14 protein-coding genes and 2 pseudogenes are annotated in these 14321 nt (G+C 68.4%); 9 read left to right on the top strand and 7 right to left on the bottom strand.

Annotated elements, in window-relative coordinates; translation table 11 throughout:
• Window positions 1–139: 139 nt before the first annotated feature.
• Both ACIBG4_RS16025 and ACIBG4_RS16020 read left to right on the top strand, forming a co-directional pair.
• The gene (locus ACIBG4_RS16025; protein WP_397202398.1) at window positions 140–655 is read left to right on the top strand and encodes an NUDIX hydrolase; all 516 of its coding nucleotides are present in this window, start codon (window positions 140–142) and stop codon (window positions 653–655) included.
• Window positions 656–881: 226 nt separating this feature from the next.
• On the top strand, window positions 882–2705 hold the full coding sequence (locus ACIBG4_RS16020) for a protein kinase (protein ID WP_397202397.1): 1824 nt from the start codon (window positions 882–884) through the stop codon (window positions 2703–2705).
• Between the two features lie 265 nt (window positions 2706–2970).
• On the opposite strand, the gene ACIBG4_RS16015 is transcribed toward ACIBG4_RS16020, so the two are convergent.
• A complete protein-coding gene (locus ACIBG4_RS16015; protein WP_397202396.1) occupies window positions 2971–3471 on the bottom strand; it encodes a CGNR zinc finger domain-containing protein in 501 nt (166 codons plus the stop codon).
• A 53-nt stretch (window positions 3472–3524) separates the two neighbouring features.
• On the opposite strand from ACIBG4_RS16015, the gene ACIBG4_RS16010 reads away from it, so the two are divergent.
• Window positions 3525–3989, top strand: coding sequence for a GNAT family N-acetyltransferase (locus ACIBG4_RS16010; protein WP_397202395.1), 465 nt, complete (start codon window positions 3525–3527; stop codon window positions 3987–3989).
• Window positions 3974–5149, top strand: coding sequence for an MFS transporter (locus ACIBG4_RS16005; protein ID WP_397202394.1), 1176 nt, complete (start codon window positions 3974–3976; stop codon window positions 5147–5149). Before ACIBG4_RS16010 ends, ACIBG4_RS16005 begins: the two co-directional genes overlap by 16 nt.
• A 284-nt stretch (window positions 5150–5433) precedes the next feature.
• Here ACIBG4_RS16005 and ACIBG4_RS16000 read toward each other — a convergent pair whose 3' ends face one another.
• Window positions 5434–6198: an SDR family oxidoreductase gene (locus ACIBG4_RS16000; protein WP_397202393.1), complete on the bottom strand. Its 765-nt coding sequence runs from the start codon at window positions 6196–6198 to the stop codon at window positions 5434–5436.
• Window positions 6199–6435: 237 nt separating this feature from the next.
• Window positions 6436–6717: pseudogene (locus tag ACIBG4_RS15995) on the bottom strand (erythromycin esterase family protein); the annotation flags it as partial.
• Window positions 6718–7126: 409 nt separating this feature from the next.
• Between ACIBG4_RS15995 and ACIBG4_RS15990 the strand changes: the two are divergent.
• A complete protein-coding gene (locus ACIBG4_RS15990; RefSeq protein ID WP_397202392.1) occupies window positions 7127–8368 on the top strand; it encodes a hypothetical protein in 1242 nt (413 codons plus the stop codon).
• A 96-nt stretch (window positions 8369–8464) separates the two neighbouring features.
• Here the strand turns inward: ACIBG4_RS15990 and ACIBG4_RS15985 are convergent, their stop codons facing one another.
• Window positions 8465–9460, bottom strand: coding sequence for a PP2C family protein-serine/threonine phosphatase (locus tag ACIBG4_RS15985; protein ID WP_397202510.1), 996 nt, complete (start codon window positions 9458–9460; stop codon window positions 8465–8467).
• Between the two features lie 117 nt (window positions 9461–9577).
• On the opposite strand from ACIBG4_RS15985, the gene cpt reads away from it, so the two are divergent.
• A complete protein-coding gene (cpt, locus tag ACIBG4_RS15980) occupies window positions 9578–10108 on the top strand; it encodes a chloramphenicol phosphotransferase CPT (RefSeq protein ID WP_397202509.1) in 531 nt (176 codons plus the stop codon).
• Between the two features lie 42 nt (window positions 10109–10150).
• Here the strand turns inward: cpt and ACIBG4_RS15975 are convergent.
• Both ACIBG4_RS15975 and ACIBG4_RS15970 read right to left on the bottom strand, forming a co-directional pair.
• Window positions 10151–10258, bottom strand: a pseudogene (locus ACIBG4_RS15975) (IS630 family transposase); the annotation flags it as partial.
• Window positions 10259–10524: 266 nt separating this feature from the next.
• On the bottom strand, window positions 10525–11742 hold the full coding sequence (locus tag ACIBG4_RS15970; RefSeq protein ID WP_397202391.1) for an MFS transporter: 1218 nt from the start codon (window positions 11740–11742) through the stop codon (window positions 10525–10527).
• 76 nt (window positions 11743–11818) lie between these two features.
• Here ACIBG4_RS15970 and ACIBG4_RS15965 point away from each other — a divergent pair, with 76 nt between their 5' ends.
• The gene (locus ACIBG4_RS15965; RefSeq protein ID WP_397202508.1) at window positions 11819–12106 is read left to right on the top strand and encodes an FtsX-like permease family protein; all 288 of its coding nucleotides are present in this window, start codon (window positions 11819–11821) and stop codon (window positions 12104–12106) included.
• 230 nt (window positions 12107–12336) lie between these two features.
• Here the strand turns inward: ACIBG4_RS15965 and ACIBG4_RS15960 are convergent, their stop codons facing one another.
• Window positions 12337–12744: a MerR family transcriptional regulator gene (locus ACIBG4_RS15960; protein WP_397202390.1), complete on the bottom strand. Its 408-nt coding sequence runs from the start codon at window positions 12742–12744 to the stop codon at window positions 12337–12339.
• Between the two features lie 48 nt (window positions 12745–12792).
• Here ACIBG4_RS15960 and ACIBG4_RS15955 point away from each other — a divergent pair, with 48 nt between their 5' ends.
• Window positions 12793–13677, top strand: a complete 885-nt coding sequence (locus tag ACIBG4_RS15955; RefSeq protein ID WP_397202389.1) for an NAD(P)-dependent oxidoreductase — start codon at window positions 12793–12795, stop codon at window positions 13675–13677.
• A 212-nt stretch (window positions 13678–13889) separates the two neighbouring features.
• The gene (locus ACIBG4_RS15950; RefSeq protein ID WP_355436175.1) at window positions 13890–14309 is read left to right on the top strand and encodes a DoxX family protein; all 420 of its coding nucleotides are present in this window, start codon (window positions 13890–13892) and stop codon (window positions 14307–14309) included.
• Window positions 14310–14321 lie beyond the last annotated feature (12 nt).

Below are 14321 nucleotides of genomic sequence, written 5' to 3'. Positions count from 1 at the left end.
CAGAGGGGTGTTTCACCCCCGGGTCACACCCACTCGTGAACGGCCCACCCAGGTCGATGGCCGTTACCAAGAGATTGGTAGCGGCCATTTGCATTGCTGAGTGACTAACTGAGTGACTACGCCAAAGGGAGAGCCAGCGATGCGGACCCGTCGAGGTGCTCGGATTGTGCTGCTGGACCAGGACGATCGGATTCTGATGATCCGGCACAGGTACGACGGCGTCATCGTCGTTCCCGGGTCTCCAGTCCGGGAGTCTTTCTGGGTGCCCCCGGGCGGAGGGCTGAAGGATGACGAGGACTTCCTTCAGGCCGCCCGCAGAGAGTTGCTGGAGGAGACCGGACTGACGGAAGTCGACTGGGGGCCGTGTCTGTGGACCCTCGACGTGGACGTCTCCTGGGCCGGCCAACCGCTGCACATGCATGAGAGCTACTTCTTCGCCCGAGTTCGCAGCAGTCAAGACGTCAGCAGAAACTACCTGGAGCCCGGAGAACGCGACGCGATCGCCGAACACCGATGGTGGTCGCTCGCCGACCTGGTCACCGCACAGCTCAACCAGACCTTCCGGCCTCCAGGGCTGCCTCTCCTCCTCGCTGACCTCTTGAGCGGGAAAGGATTGCCCAGCGAACCGCTCGCCTTGGACGTGGAGGCCGGCTGACCACGCCGGGGAACGATCAGCCGGGATCTGGGAAGCGATCTTCGGGTGGCTCCTGTCCCGCCAGGTCGTTACCTCTCGTGAACACCCCATCACGATCGCACTCGGAAGGAACCCGACTTTCCCGGAGGGCCAGGCGCACCTGTACTGCAGACCACCCAATTCTCCTGAAGAGCCACGGCTAGTCTTGATCAGCCGCATGATGCTCAGGGGAAGGGAGTCACCAGCTGTGCAGTCTCTGCAAGGACAGGACCCCGACCGGATCGCCGGCTACCGGCTCATCGGCAGGCTGGGGGAAGGCGGCATGGGCGTGGTCTACCTCGCCCGCTCGCCGCGTGGCCGGATGGTGGCGGTGAAGACCATCCGCGCTGAACTGGCGGCGGCCCCGGATTTCCGCCGTCGGTTCGCCCAGGAGATCGCCGTGGCGCAGCAGGTAGGCGGGGAGTGGACGGCAGCCGTGCTGGCCGCCGACCCCGACGCGGCATTGCCCTGGGTGGCCACGGCTTACGTTGCCGGGCCGACTCTGCATCAGGTGGTGACGGAGCAGGGTGGGCCGCTGCCAGAGAGCTCGGTGCGCGGTCTGGCCTCCGGATTGTGCCGGGCGCTGGGCGACATCCATGCCGCCGGGATCATCCACCGTGACTTGAAGCCGTCGAACGTGATGGTGACCATCGACGGCCCGAAGGTGATCGACTTCGGCATCGTCCGCGCCTTGGACGCCTCCACCGCCGGGGGCCTCACCTCCACCGGGGCATTGATCGGCTCTCCCGGTTTCATGTCGCCGGAACAGATCCGGGGCGAGAAACTGACCGGGGCGAGCGACATCTTCTCGCTGGGCACGGTGCTGGCCTTCGCCGCCGCCGGGCGGCTGCCGTTCGACGCGCAGGACAGCCAGGTACACGCTCTGATGTACCGGGTGGTGCACGAGCCGCCGGACCTCACCGGTGTGCCAGGGCCGCTGCTGGGGCTGATCAAGGATTGCCTGACCAAGGACCCGGCCGGCCGACCGACCCTGGACGAACTGCTGGCACGGGAAGAGATGCAGTACCGCTCGCTGGGGCCGTGGTTGCCGTCGGAGGTGCTGGTCCGGCTGGGCCAGGAAGCGGTGCAGCTTCTGGACCAGGAGGATCCGCGCACCCGGATGATCCTCGCGGCGGGCGCCGCACCTGGCGCGGACCCGGTCACCGAAGCAACGGCCGTGGCCCTGGCCGCCTCACCGCAACCGCTCACAGCCCGGCTCACCAGGTCTTTCGCTGACCCTGAGGACCCTGTCGCCGGCGATCAGCCGCATCAGCGGGCTGCCCGGGCCGGGCAGTCGGAGGCACCACAGTCCCGGCTGGTCGACGAACGCCGCCGCGCGCGCGGTCGGGCGCTCCCGGCCGACGGGTACCGGGCCGCTGTCTACTGGCTCCTCGCCCTCTTCACCCTCGTCTCCGTGCTCACAGCCGTCCAGCAGCTCGTTGTCGCTGTCGAAGGAGCAGACCAGGAGGGGTTGTGGGGCTTGTGGAATTATCGGTCAGAAATCGAGGACATCGCCTACGTCCTGCTGGGCGCCCAGGTTCTCATCGGCGTCGGTCTGGTGGTGGGCTGGCTGATCTGGTTCGCCCGGGTGCGCGCCGTCGCCGAGCGGCTCGCGCCCGGACAACTGCGGTACCGCGAGTCCATGGCGGTAATCGGCTGGTTCGTCCCGGTGGGGAACCTCTTCCTTCCCAAGCAGATCGCCAACGACGTCTGGCATGCCTCCAGTCTGTCCGGCCGAGGCGGCGGCATGGACCCCGCAGGTCTGCTGCACACATGGTGGTTCGGCTGGCTGGCCACCTTCCTGACCTGGCCTCTCTACTGGACCCCATGGACGGAGATGGCCGATACAAGGTTTTCCGACGGTGACCAGCCCTCCTGGTACGAGTTCGAGTCGCTGACCTGGATCAGTCTGGCCCTGCACGTGCTGGTTGTGCCGACGACGGTCGTGGCGGCTCTTTATGTCCGCCGGCTGACCGCCATGCAGGCGGCCAAACTCGGCGAGCGACCGCCCACCCGCGCCCCGGCGGTGTGACATGCCGGGCACTGCAAGCAGGTGGCGCCGCCTGCATTCGGGCTCTGTTTGAGACGCAGCAAGGACGGCTCTCGCGCGGTGATCAGCGCGGTGAGTTCTTGCGATGGTGTGCGGATGGCGGCGTCGTCCAGGCCGGTGGTGGCCTGCGCGAGCCTGCCGGGCATCAACGGGCATGCCAGGGAGCCGTCGATGAGCAGCGCGCCGTGGGCGCTGCCCCGCACTCCCCGCTCATCCTCTTTGTCATCGAGCGTCGCCGGCTGGCCAGTCAGGTGGCAGGCGTGGACTGACGGGCGCGGTGGCGGCGGACCGCATCCCGGTTGGCGCACGGCTGGGAGCAGTAACGCTGCCGTGCGGTGCGTGAGGTGTCCGCGAAGATCGTCTCGCAGCCGGCGGCAGCACACCGTCCGAGCCGGTCCATGCCCCGGCTGACGAGGTGCATCGCAGTGCCCACGGAGATCAGCGCGAACAGCACCGCGCCGAGCGGCTGCATGTCGTCGCGATAGTGCAGGTGCCAACCATGAGCGTGGTCGGTCAGCCGGGGGTAGGCGGCCGACCGGGCCAGCATCTCGTTGACCAACTCGGCCTTCGCGCGCTCGCCCGTGGCGTCGACGACGTTCGTCCAGGCGTCGATGACGGCGAGGGTCTGGTCGAGATCCGCCTGTTCGACGGGGCGTTCCAGCACCAGACCGGCCGTGCGGCAGCGGTCGGCGAGTTCATTGGCGCTCGCCGGTGGGCGGTTCGCCAGTTCCGCGGCGAAGTTCACCACGTCCGCGCCGTAAGGGTTGAGGTGCACAAGCTCATTACATCAGCCTGTACGCCATGACTCGAACAGCAACAGAGCACGACATTCCGGAACTCGTCCACCTCCGGGCACAGCTCTTCGACGACCTCGGCGGCGACTTCTTCAACCCCGCTGACGCCGGTGACCACTGGCGCGACGCGCTCGCACGGGTTTTCAAGCAGAAGCTGACCGAACCCGACTGCCAGATCCTGGTCGTGGACGGCGACACCGGCCTGGCCGCCTGTGGCATCGGCACGATCGAACAGTGGTTCCCCGGCCCCCACTCCCGCAACGGGAGGATCGGCCACGTCATCGGCATGGTCACCGACCCGTCGTACCGGCGGCGCGGGCACGGCCGGGCCATCATGCTCGGCCTGCTCGATCGGTTCCGCGACCGCGACGCCGTACGGGTCGACCTCACCGCCTCCCACGAGGCGGAAGCGCTCTACCGGCAGCTCGGCTTCTCCGGCCACCCCGATCCCCTGCTGTGCTGGAAGCCGTGAAGACATCGCCATACCGCTGGGTCATTCTGGGTGTCGCGACCTTCACTCAGGCCGCGGCCGCGTTTTTCGTGCAGGGCATCGGCGCGATGAGTGTCCACCTGCAACGAGACCTGGAGCTGAACACGACCCAACTGGGCCTGCTGCTGTCGGCGGCTCAGTTACTTCCTCTAGCCGGACTACTCGTGGCGGGACGACTGCTGGACCGCCACGCCGAGCGCTGGATCGTCGGGATCGGTGCCCTTGTGGTCGCCCTCGCGCTGGCCGCCGGCAGCGCGGCCCCGGGGTACGTCTCCTTGCTCGTCGTCCTGCTGATCGTCGGTGCGGGCTACAGCACCATTCAGCCGGGCGGCAGTAAATCGGTGGCGTCCTGGTTCGACGCCTCGCAGCGTGGCTTGGCCATGGGCATCCGCCAGGCGGGGCTCCCGCTCGGGGGCGTCCTCGCCGCCTTCGCACTTCCCTCACTGGCGACGGCCTTCGGCTGGCGGTCGACGCTCGTGGCCGGCGCGCTCGTCGCACTGTCGGGCGCCGTCGCCTTCATGACCTTCTACCGCAGCCCACCGGACCAACGCCCCACGCTGACCACGTCCCGCGTGCGGCTGGAACTGCTCCGCGAGCCGTACATGAAGAAGATCATCTTTTCCGGTACGAGCATGGTGTCGGTGCACAGCGGCGTGGGCGTCCTCACCGTGCTGTACCTGCACGAGGTGACTTCCATGGACTCCGCCTCGGCGGCCTTGGTCTACGTCGCGGTCCAGTGCGCGGGCGCGCTGGGCCGTATCTGCCTGGCGGCCTGGAGCGACCGCCACAGGTCCGGCCGCTACGCCTGCGTCCTGACATGCCTGATCGCGGTGATCATCGGGATGGCGGTGCTGACGACCCCCATCGGCGGCTCCCCCGTCGCGGCCTGCCTGGCCTTCATCTGGCTCGGCTTCTTCGGAATCGGCTGGTATGGCCCCTGGGTCGCCTACGCCGCCGAATCGGCGCCGCCGGACCACACCGGATTCGCCCTCGGCCTGGCCATGGCCGTCAACCAGGTGGCGGTCATCCTGGCGCCACCCGTGCTCGGCCTGCTCACGGACCTGACCGGCAGCTTCGCGCCCGCCTGGGCCCTGCTCGCCGCGTTGACCGCTGTCACCCTGACGACGACAGCCCGGCTGTGACCAGTTCGGACGGCAGCCGCTGCCGCCCTCGGACGACGGCCGGCGTCTCCGCGAACGCCGCCGCTACGACGGGATCGCTGTGCAGAAGACGCGTCAGATGCTCCAATGCGTGCGCCACCGCCGTACTCGTGGACGTCCCACCCAGGGGGTCGTTCTTGGTACGGCCGGACTGAAGTTGACAGGATCCCGTCTGATCATCGCGAGCAGGCGGGATCTTGTCGTTTCGGGAGTTTCCGACTGACCCGGACCGGTTTCACGGCCGACCACGTCCCCTTGCCGGATCGCTACCAGGGCAGGGGGCCGTCCTCACTGAAGAACCCGCCGGTCGGGCCGCCCTCGCCGAGGGTGGCCAGGCGCACGACCACGGCCGCGCCCTGCGCCGGGGTGAGGAAGCCGCTGTGGCCGTTGATGTCGGTGTTGACGTAACCGGGGGCGGCGGCGTTGACCAAGATGTTCTCTTTGCGCAGCTCGTTCGCGTACTGCACAGTCAACGCGTTCAGCGCGGCCTTGGACGGAGAGTAGGCCGCTGACGTCAGCCCCGAGAAGGGCCCGTCGACCTCGGCGGTCAGCGCCAGCGAAGCGGCGTGGCTGGAGAGGTTGACGATCCGGGCGGCGGGGGACCGCCGCAGCAGCGGGAGCACCGCGTTGGTCACGGTGATCACTCCGAGGACGTTGGTTTCGAACACCTCGCGGACCAGATCCACGTCGACGGCGCTGGGGATGCGGTCGAGGGCGTCCTGGGGCGCGGCCTGACCTGATCCGGTGATACCGGCGTTGTTGACCAGCACGTCCAGGCGGCCGAAGCGGTCGTCGATCCAGGAGGCGGCCGCCTGGGCGGTGGACGGGTTGGTGACGTCCAGCTCGATCGCGTGCGCGTCGCCTCCCGTGGCGCGAATCGCCGCCGCGGTCTCCTCGCCGCGGCGCGGGTCACGGGCGCCGACCAGGACGGTCACCCTCTGCGCGGCCAGCAGTTCGGCGACCGCGCGGCCGATTCCCTTGTTCGCGCCGGTGATCAGGGCCACCTTCGGCTGTGACGTGTACTCGTTCATGGGTTGAACTTCCTTCCGGTCCGGGCATGTGATGTGTCGCGAGCGTCGCCGCCCTGTCCATGGAGACGCCGCTCCCGTGGATCCTGTGACGGTTTGAGCATGTGGTGTGCGTCACCTCATTGGCGGGATCGTTCGAGCCCAGCCCTGAGCCGCGTTCTCGCCCCGGTCCGGCCGTCCGGAGCCGGCCAGGATGACGGCGACCCGGCTCGCCGGTACGTCGGGCTCCTCGGCGCACCTCTACGCCCAGCGCACGGGGGACACCTGGCGCAGGTGGACGAGCACGTCGAACGCGTCGGGCAGGGAGGCGACGGCGAGATGTTCGGCCGCGTCCCTGGAGGGGTCGTAAACGCCGCTGATGACGCGTGCCTTCATCGGCCCCTCCCATCCGCCGTCACGCACGTCGAGCCAGCGGGCGGGCTGGTCGGTGGCGCCGAGGCGGGCGTCGAGCCAGTCGGAGGCCGGTTCCGGGACCGTGACGGCGCCGAGGTCGCCGTGGTGGAAGCCGATCGCCGCAGAGACGTAGCCGGTGCCGTCCCAGTAGGCCGCGCGGCGGCAGGTCCGCCGACCTTGGCATACGGCCGGATGCGAAAGGAACCATGGCGATCCCCGACGGCGGCCTCGACCGGCTGATGACCTATCCGATCAAGAACGAGATGTACGTCCTGGACCTGGCCGCGATCAGGTAGGGGTGCCGTGCTTTACGGCACCCCACACCATCGGACCGGAAATCACCTGTAGAGAACGTCCGTTTCGGCCTGGTTCACGGTGAGGGACTTGGATGGTCGGCCCTTCTTGCGCTGGGGGATCTGGCACAGTAGGACCACATTGCGCTTCACCTTGTCGCGGGCCTGAGCGCGAGAGACTGGTGCGGCGTTGACTGCGTTCAGGTGAAGCCCACCCCCAGAGAATCAGGCGGAGGGCAAGACCGTTGGATTTCACGATCTGCGAGTTCCTCGGGCATGTCTGCGACGACAATGATTCGTCGTTCGACTGGGGCGAAGAGATGCAGGTGGCGGCGCATGCTCACCTGCTGAACCGCTGGCTGGACGAGGACGCGGCCGAAGATCCGGCAAACGCCGCGCGCCTTGTGGTGGACGTCCGGGACCATGAAGGCCCGCTGCTTGCCGCCTCCTTGCTGGAGTGCGGGATTTTCCCCCTCCTGTCGCCGGACGGACCGATGCGCGAGCCGTTAGCCTGTGAGCCGGTCGGCATCCAGGACGCTGTCATGGCCGTCCGGCAGGCTCTGTTTCGCGTTGGGCCATCGCGACGCCTGGAACTGCTCTCCGCCGCGCTCGACAGAGCCATCCTCGATTGGGCGGATGAGGCGGTCCTGGTGGCGGTCACCGACCCTGCCACCGGAGAGGTCGTCCGGGACGAGACTCATGTCGTTTTCGCGTTCTGCTCCAGGCTGATCCGCATCAGCGTCAGTCGCGTGGCCGGTCGACGGGTCGACCGGGACCCGGCTTGCTCGTTCGCCGGACATTGGTGCGCGGCCCATGCTCCCCTGCTGGACGCCGGTCTCGCGCTCGCCGAGATACGACTGCGTGCCGTCTGCGCCGGAACGATTCTGCGGGCCCCGCTGAACCTTGCCGGGCACGCCGCGTTCCGGGTGGGCCTGGCCGAGCACGAGCTGCCGCCCGCCCCCGATCTGATCGCCGTCCGCCAGTGGTGGAGCAGCACCGAATGGTGCCGACGCTATGAAGAGGAGTATCTGGAGGACGAATACCCCGTACCCGACGACCCGCAGGCGCAGGAATACGATCTTGATGAGATCCTCCCTGTGGAGGAAGGCGATCCACTCGAACTGGGCGATCCGGCGCAAGGCCTTGAGCCGACAGGATGGATTCCGGGCGAAGGGATGAAGCCCCTGACGGCGGCGGGATTCCTCGCCGAGGTCGAAGCGTTCGCTGTCGCCTGCCGGGAGGAAGCCGCCGGGCACGAGGAGGACGAGCTCGTCTCCTTTCTGCTGGACGAGCTCCTCCACGAGCCCGTCCGGTACGTGGGCGGTCCGCAGCGCCGCCTGCTGGTGTGGGCTGACGCCGAGCACGACGGCCGCTTCTGGCGGACGGAGGAAGGCGGCCTCGAACGGTACGGCGAAGCGCGCAGGGTCCTGGTCGTGGGGCCGAGCCGGGCACTGTACCTGGTGTTCAAGGAGGAGAAGAATTGCTGAATGTGCATCCGACACATTCAGCGGATGCGTGTTCGGCCCGGTGCCGTCCTGCTCGTAGCCCGGACTGCGGTCGACGGGATCCCGTCCGCGGCAAGGTCAGACGTCGGCTCTGGCGTTCGCGTGGCGGCCTCCGGAGTGGAAACCGTGCCAGTCCAGGCACAGGACGGTGGCGTCGTCTTTCACGTGGCCGTTGCAGGCGTCGTTGACCGCGGCGATCAGAGCGCGCACGGCCTCGCGCGGGTGCTCCGCTGCGGTATCACGGATGAGGCCGGGAAGGTCGACCGACTCCGCCTGGCGGTCTTGCATGCCGTCGGTGTAGAGCACGAGGCGGTCACCGGGGCGCAGGTCGAAGTGCTGCACCTGGTACGAGCCCTGCGCCGGGAAGCCGAAGGGCAGGTTCACGGCGAGTTGCAGAACCTCGACCATGCCGTCGCGCAGCAGCAGTGGCCAGGGATGGCCGGCGTTGACGAGCTGGGCGCTGGATCCGTCCAGGGCGATGCGCAGCAGCTGGCCGGTGGCGAAGGTCCCTCGCCCGTGGTCGAGGAGGGCCTGGTGGGTCTGACGGGCCTGCTCGGCGAGATCCGCCCCGGCGCGGCGGGCGCCGCGGGAGGCGTTGACCAGGAGGATGGCCATGAGCGAGGCGTCGACGTCGTGGCCCATGGCGTCGGTGATGGACAGGTGCACGGTGTCGTGGTCGAGGCCGTAGTCGTAGGTGTCACCGTCGATGTCGGAGGTCGGGACCAGGGCGCCGGCGAGGGCGAACTGGGCCGCCTCGCAGGAAGCGGCTGAGGGCAGGAGCTGACGCTGGATCTCTGCGGCCAGGCTGACCGAGGTGGTGCGATTGCCCCAGTAGTAGAGGTCGGTGAAGCGGCGGTCGGCCACGATGATGTACGCCAACGCGTGCGCAGCCTCTTCGACCTGCTCAAGCACGTCCTGGGTGACCTCGGGGAGGAACAGCTCCAGGACCCCGATGGTGTCGCCGCGGTTGGTGACGGGGGCGAGGACCCGCCGTCCTTGCTCCTCCTGTGGCGCCTGTACCAGCTTCTGGGTGCGCAGGACCTCGTCGTAGACGCTGCTGCCGGCGAGGGCCACCTGTTCGGCGTGGCGCTCCTGGTGCGTAGCCGCCTGCTCGTACCCACCAGAAGGCGGGTGGCGTTCCGCGGAAATCCGTTTCGAGTCCTGCCGCGGTGCCTCTACTGTGGCGCGGTGATGACTGAGGTGATCGTTCTCAACGGTGGTTCCAGTTCGGGGAAGTCCGGGATCGTCCGGTGTCTGCAGGCGGTCCTGCCGGATCCGTGGCTGGCGCTCGGGACCGACACGCTGGTTGACGCGATGCCCGCGTTCCTGCAGGTGTCGGATGCGGGGATCGAGTTCGCACCGGACGGAGAGGTGATCGTCGGGCCGGAGTTCCGGACGCTGGAAGCGGCATGGATCGAGGGGGTCGCCGCGATGGCCCGTGCGGGCGCCCGGGTCATCGTCGATGAGGTCTTCCTCGGCGGAGCAGACTCGCAGCAGCGATGGCAGAAGGCTCTGCGTGACCTGTCCGTGCTGTGGGTCGGCGTCCGGTGTGAGAGTGCGGTTGCCGCTGGCCGTGAGGTCGCACGGGGCGATCGGACCATCGGGATGGCCGCGTCCCAGGCAGATGTGGTCCACCGGGGCGTGGTCTATGACCTGGAGGTAGACACCACGCATGCCGAGTCGATGGAGTGCGCACGGACCATCGCTGCACATGTCAGGTGATCGACGGCCCGGCTCTCCGCTGCTGACCGCAGCGCAGCCGCAGCAGCCGTGGAAGTAGGTGACGCCGTGGGCGCGGTGGTAGGTGGCCCGCAGCCGGTCCGGCTCGCCCGCGGGAGCCCAGCCTGTTCCGGCGGTGGGGCGGATCCTAAGTTTGGGATGGATGACCGGTTGCGTCACCTGGCCTCTTGAGCGCCGATCGAACGTGATCAGCACCATCCAACCGGCAATACCGTTCATGCGTGTCCGAGACGGACAGCTCCTCGCTTCATGCGCTGCCTGCTGTTCGATGGCCATCCCGGCAGACCCTCCTTCGAGGCCGACGGCGTCAGCTTCGGCCGCGACGCCGCCGGCACATCGAGATCCAGGGCCGTCGTGCCGGTGCAGCACCAACGGGCGGGTGCGGTTGCCACGTCCCTTCAGGAGATCTTCTCGGAGACCGCCTCATCGGGCAGCCTGGCCGACAGCCGCAGCAGGCCAACGCAGGCCAGCGCCAGCAGGACAGCGAGCACGCCCCACAGCAGAGGTGGTGCCACGCCGAGCAGAAGTGAGAACCCGGCGGGTGCCAGGACCTGGCCCACGGACCAGGTCATCTGATGGATGGACAGGTAGCGGCCCCGCAGGGCGGGGGGCGCGACGCCGGCCGCCAGGGAGGAGGAGGGGGTGGCGTGCATGAGTTCGGCGAGGGTGAAGACGAGGGTGGCGGCCACCAGGGCGGCGATGCGGGGCGGGCCTGGCTGGAGAAGGGCCGCGAGGGCGTACAGGGCGCACGAGGCGATGAACACCACACCGGACAGGGCCATGGCGTGCGTGCGGCGGGCGTGCCGCTGGAGACGGCGCACCCCCATCTGCCCGGCCGCAACCAGCAGGGTGTTGATCGTGTAGAGGATGCCGAGCACGGCAGGTGGGGCGCCGAGCACGGACACCGCGTACAGCGGCAGGCCCACGGAGAGGATGAGCTTGGTCAGTGTGAATGCCTGCTCGACGCTCACGAGGCCCATGAACGGCCGATCGGTGAGCACCTGGCGGTAACCGCCGGGGGCCGTTCCCGGGAGGCGTTCACCTGTGGCGGGGCGGGATCGCAGGAGGCAGGCCGAGGCGATGACGAAGCTGGCCGCGTTGAGCGCCGCGATCAGGCCGTAGCCGCCGGCCGAGGACACGGCGACGGCCGACAGCAGGCCACCCAGACCGAAGGCGACGTTGCGGGCCGTAGCCATGAGCGCGTACATGCGGTCTCGGCCGCCGTCCTCGGTGAGCACCGCGACGTAGCTGCTCGAGGCGGGGTAGAAGGCGCGGTCCCCGCACGAGATCACAGCGGCCACCGCGATGAGCGGGCCGAAGCCGGACACGATCGGATACAGGGCGAAGCCGAGCGCGCGGACCAGGTACGTGCCGATGAGAACGGTACGGGCGTCGAACCTGTCGATGAGCACCCCGGCCAGCGGGTTCGCGGCCAGTCCGATCGTCGCCGCCACGGTCACTCCCAGCCCCACGACAGGCGTGGGCAGGCCGGTCACCTCGCGAATGAAGAGCAGGGTGAGCGGAACGTAGAGGCCGTTGCCCAGCGCATCGACGAACATGCCCACGAGGAAGGGGCCGGTTGTTGAGGCCCTGGTCCGGGGGGAGAAGCGCAGCATGGCGGCCAGTGTGGCAAGAGGAACATGCGTGACGGATCGGGCGCTGGTCGTAGGTCTGAGGTCTGAGGTCTGAGGTCTGACGGAGATCCGGCTGCTGCGCACCCTGGGGACCAAGCCGCAGCAGCTCACCAGGATGGTGTGCTGGGAGACGCTGACCGTGACGTGCGCCGGGACGCTGCGCGGAACGGGCATCGCCGCCGCGTCCCTCACCGCGCTCGGCAAGGCCGCGACCGGCCGGTCGCGGTTCGCCTACTCGGTGCCGCAGTACGCGGGGCTGGTGCTGGTCTGCGTCGTGAGCGGCCTGGCCGGAGCACTGGCCTCCATGTGGAAGGCGCGGCACGGGTCGCTTCGGCCCGATGACTGACCATGAAGGCGTGACGTCGTCATGGTGGGTGCGGATGTTCGGCCTCACTCCCGCCCAAGGTCAGGCCTACTCGTGAACAACCCACCAGAGGCCGTTTTCGAGAGATCGGAAGTGGCCTTTGTCCTGTGGCGCGGCGAACCCTCGCGCGGAACGGCTTCGAGAACGTCCGCGCCCAGCTCAAACGCCTGGTCGGTAAGCGCATCCTGGTGGAGACCGAACCAGGCTTTCGCTCAGGCGGGCACGGGCTCCTGGTCGGCATCGTCGAAGGGGGGACAGCTCTCGCCGGCCATGCGATCGGCTGCAGCGATGTAGTCGGCAAGGGCGTCGCGGGATTGAGCAAGCCTGTCCATCTGATCGTCGAGTCGCCGCAGCCGTGATCGCATCGCGGCCAGCAACTCGGGACATCCGAGCAGCTCCGGGGCCTCTCCGACCGCACAAGGCAGCAGGTACGCGATGTCCTCGGAGGACAGACCCGCACCGAGCAGGTGCCGGATCTGCTTCACCCGCAGCACGGCGTCCTCGTTGTACTCGCGGTAACCGTTCGCGCCGCGGTCTGCCTCCAGCAGACCCTGGAGTTCGTAGTAGCGCAACTGATGGGCGTTCACGCCTGTCCGGCGACTGAGTTCCCCGATCAGCATCGAACCTCACTTGACCTTCATACCGGTATCAACGTTGACGATGCTGCCATGGACCCCAGAACCGGTACACCCGTGACAGTCATCGGACTCGGACTGATGGGCCGCGCGCTCGCCGGCGCGTTCCTGAAAGCCGGGCATCCCACAACCGTGTGGAACCGCACCACCTCCAAGGCCGATCAGCTGGTGGCCGAGGGTGCACGGCCGGCCCCAACGGTCGGCGACGCGCTCGAGGCGAGTTCTCTGACGATCATCTGCGTCACCGACTACCAGGTCATGTACGAGCTGCTCGGCACGAGCGATGTCGAGCCGGACGGCAAGATGTTGATCAACTTGACCTCGGGCGACTCGGCCCAGGCCCGGGAAGCCGCCCGATGGGCCGAGCAGCGCGGCGCCCGTTACCTGGACGGCGCCATCATGGCCATCCCGCCGGCGATCGGGACCGCCGAAGCTGTGATTCTGCACAGCGGGCGGCGGCCGGACTTCGAGGAGCACCGGTCGACGCTCGACGCGCTCGGCACCGTCACCTACCTTGGTGCGGACCATGGGCTGGCGTCTCTGTACGACGTGGCCGGCCTCGCCATGATGTGGAGCGTCCTGAACGCCTGGCTCCAGGGCACTGCTCTGCTCAGGACGGCCGGTGTGGACGCCGTGACGTTCGCGCCGTTCGCCCGGCAGATCGCTGCCGGCGTCGCCGAATGGCTGCCTGGGTACGCCGAGCAGATCGACAGCGGCTCCTTCCCGGCCGAGGTGTCGGCCCTGGAGACCGACGCGCGGGCGATGGCACACCTGATCGAGGAGAGCGAGGCGGTGGGCGTCAACGCCGAACTGCCGAAGCTGATCAAGGCGATGGCCGACCGCTCGATCGCCGCCGGACACGGTGGGGAGCAGTATCCCGTGCTGATCGAAGAATTCAGCAGACCTCGCAACGACTGACCGATCCCGGTACTGGGGTCGGTCGTGCCGGCTCGTCAGCTGATGAAAGTTTCACGGATGTGCACAGTCATGCCGGCGAGTTCGGCCCTGTGGTGCACAAGACGTGCTGCTGGAACGGTCCCCCGAAGCGGGCGGCGTTGACAGGTTCGGCAGGGCTGGAGAAACCTGCATGGGAGCGCTCCCATTCCTGGCTTCGTTTCTGAGAAAGGGCAGTGGATCTGTTGAAGAAGCATCAGGACCTCTTCCTGGCCCTGTACCGGTCGGTGATCGGACTGCTGTTCGCCTGCCATGGCGCGGCCACCCTCTTCGACGTGCTGGGAGGGCCGGAGGGTCAGGCACCCGGCTTCGGGCAATGGCCCGGATGGTGGGCCGCCGTCATCGAGCTGGTCGGCGGCGCCCTCGTCCTGCTCGGGCTGGCCGCCCGCGCCGCCGCCGTCATCTGCTCGGGCACCATGGCCTACGCCTACTTCATCGTCCACCAGCCGCAGGCGTTGTTCCCGATCGAGAACGGCGGTGAGAAGGCCGCGCTCTTCTGCTGGGGTTTCCTGCTCGTCGCCGTCCTCGGCCCCGGCCGCTGGGCACTGTCCGCGCTGCTCACGCCGTCGCGAGCCCTCGCAGAAGACCGGAGGTGAGTGTCTGGGCGC

The organism is Nonomuraea sp. NPDC050383 (assembly GCF_044459125.1).
Taxonomy (GTDB): domain Bacteria; phylum Actinomycetota; class Actinomycetes; order Streptosporangiales; family Streptosporangiaceae; genus Nonomuraea.
This window is presented reverse-complemented; position numbering and strand designations above follow the sequence as displayed.

Bases quoted from the DNA above. Each gene is read 5' to 3' on its own strand.
- ACIBG4_RS16025 (WP_397202398.1), top strand. From the start codon at position 140: ATGCGGACCCGTCGAGGTGCTCGGATTGTGCTGCTGGACCAGGACGAT.
- cpt (WP_397202509.1), top strand. From the start codon at position 9,578: ATGACTGAGGTGATCGTTCTCAACGGTGGTTCCAGTTCGGGGAAGTCC.
- ACIBG4_RS16000 (WP_397202393.1), bottom strand. From the start codon at position 6,198: ATGAACGAGTACACGTCACAGCCGAAGGTGGCCCTGATCACCGGCGCG.
- ACIBG4_RS15970 (WP_397202391.1), bottom strand. From the start codon at position 11,742: ATGCTGCGCTTCTCCCCCCGGACCAGGGCCTCAACAACCGGCCCCTTC.
- ACIBG4_RS15955 (WP_397202389.1), top strand. From the start codon at position 12,793: ATGGACCCCAGAACCGGTACACCCGTGACAGTCATCGGACTCGGACTG.
- ACIBG4_RS15960 (WP_397202390.1), bottom strand. From the start codon at position 12,744: ATGCTGATCGGGGAACTCAGTCGCCGGACAGGCGTGAACGCCCATCAG.
- ACIBG4_RS16010 (WP_397202395.1), top strand. From the start codon at position 3,525: ATGACTCGAACAGCAACAGAGCACGACATTCCGGAACTCGTCCACCTC.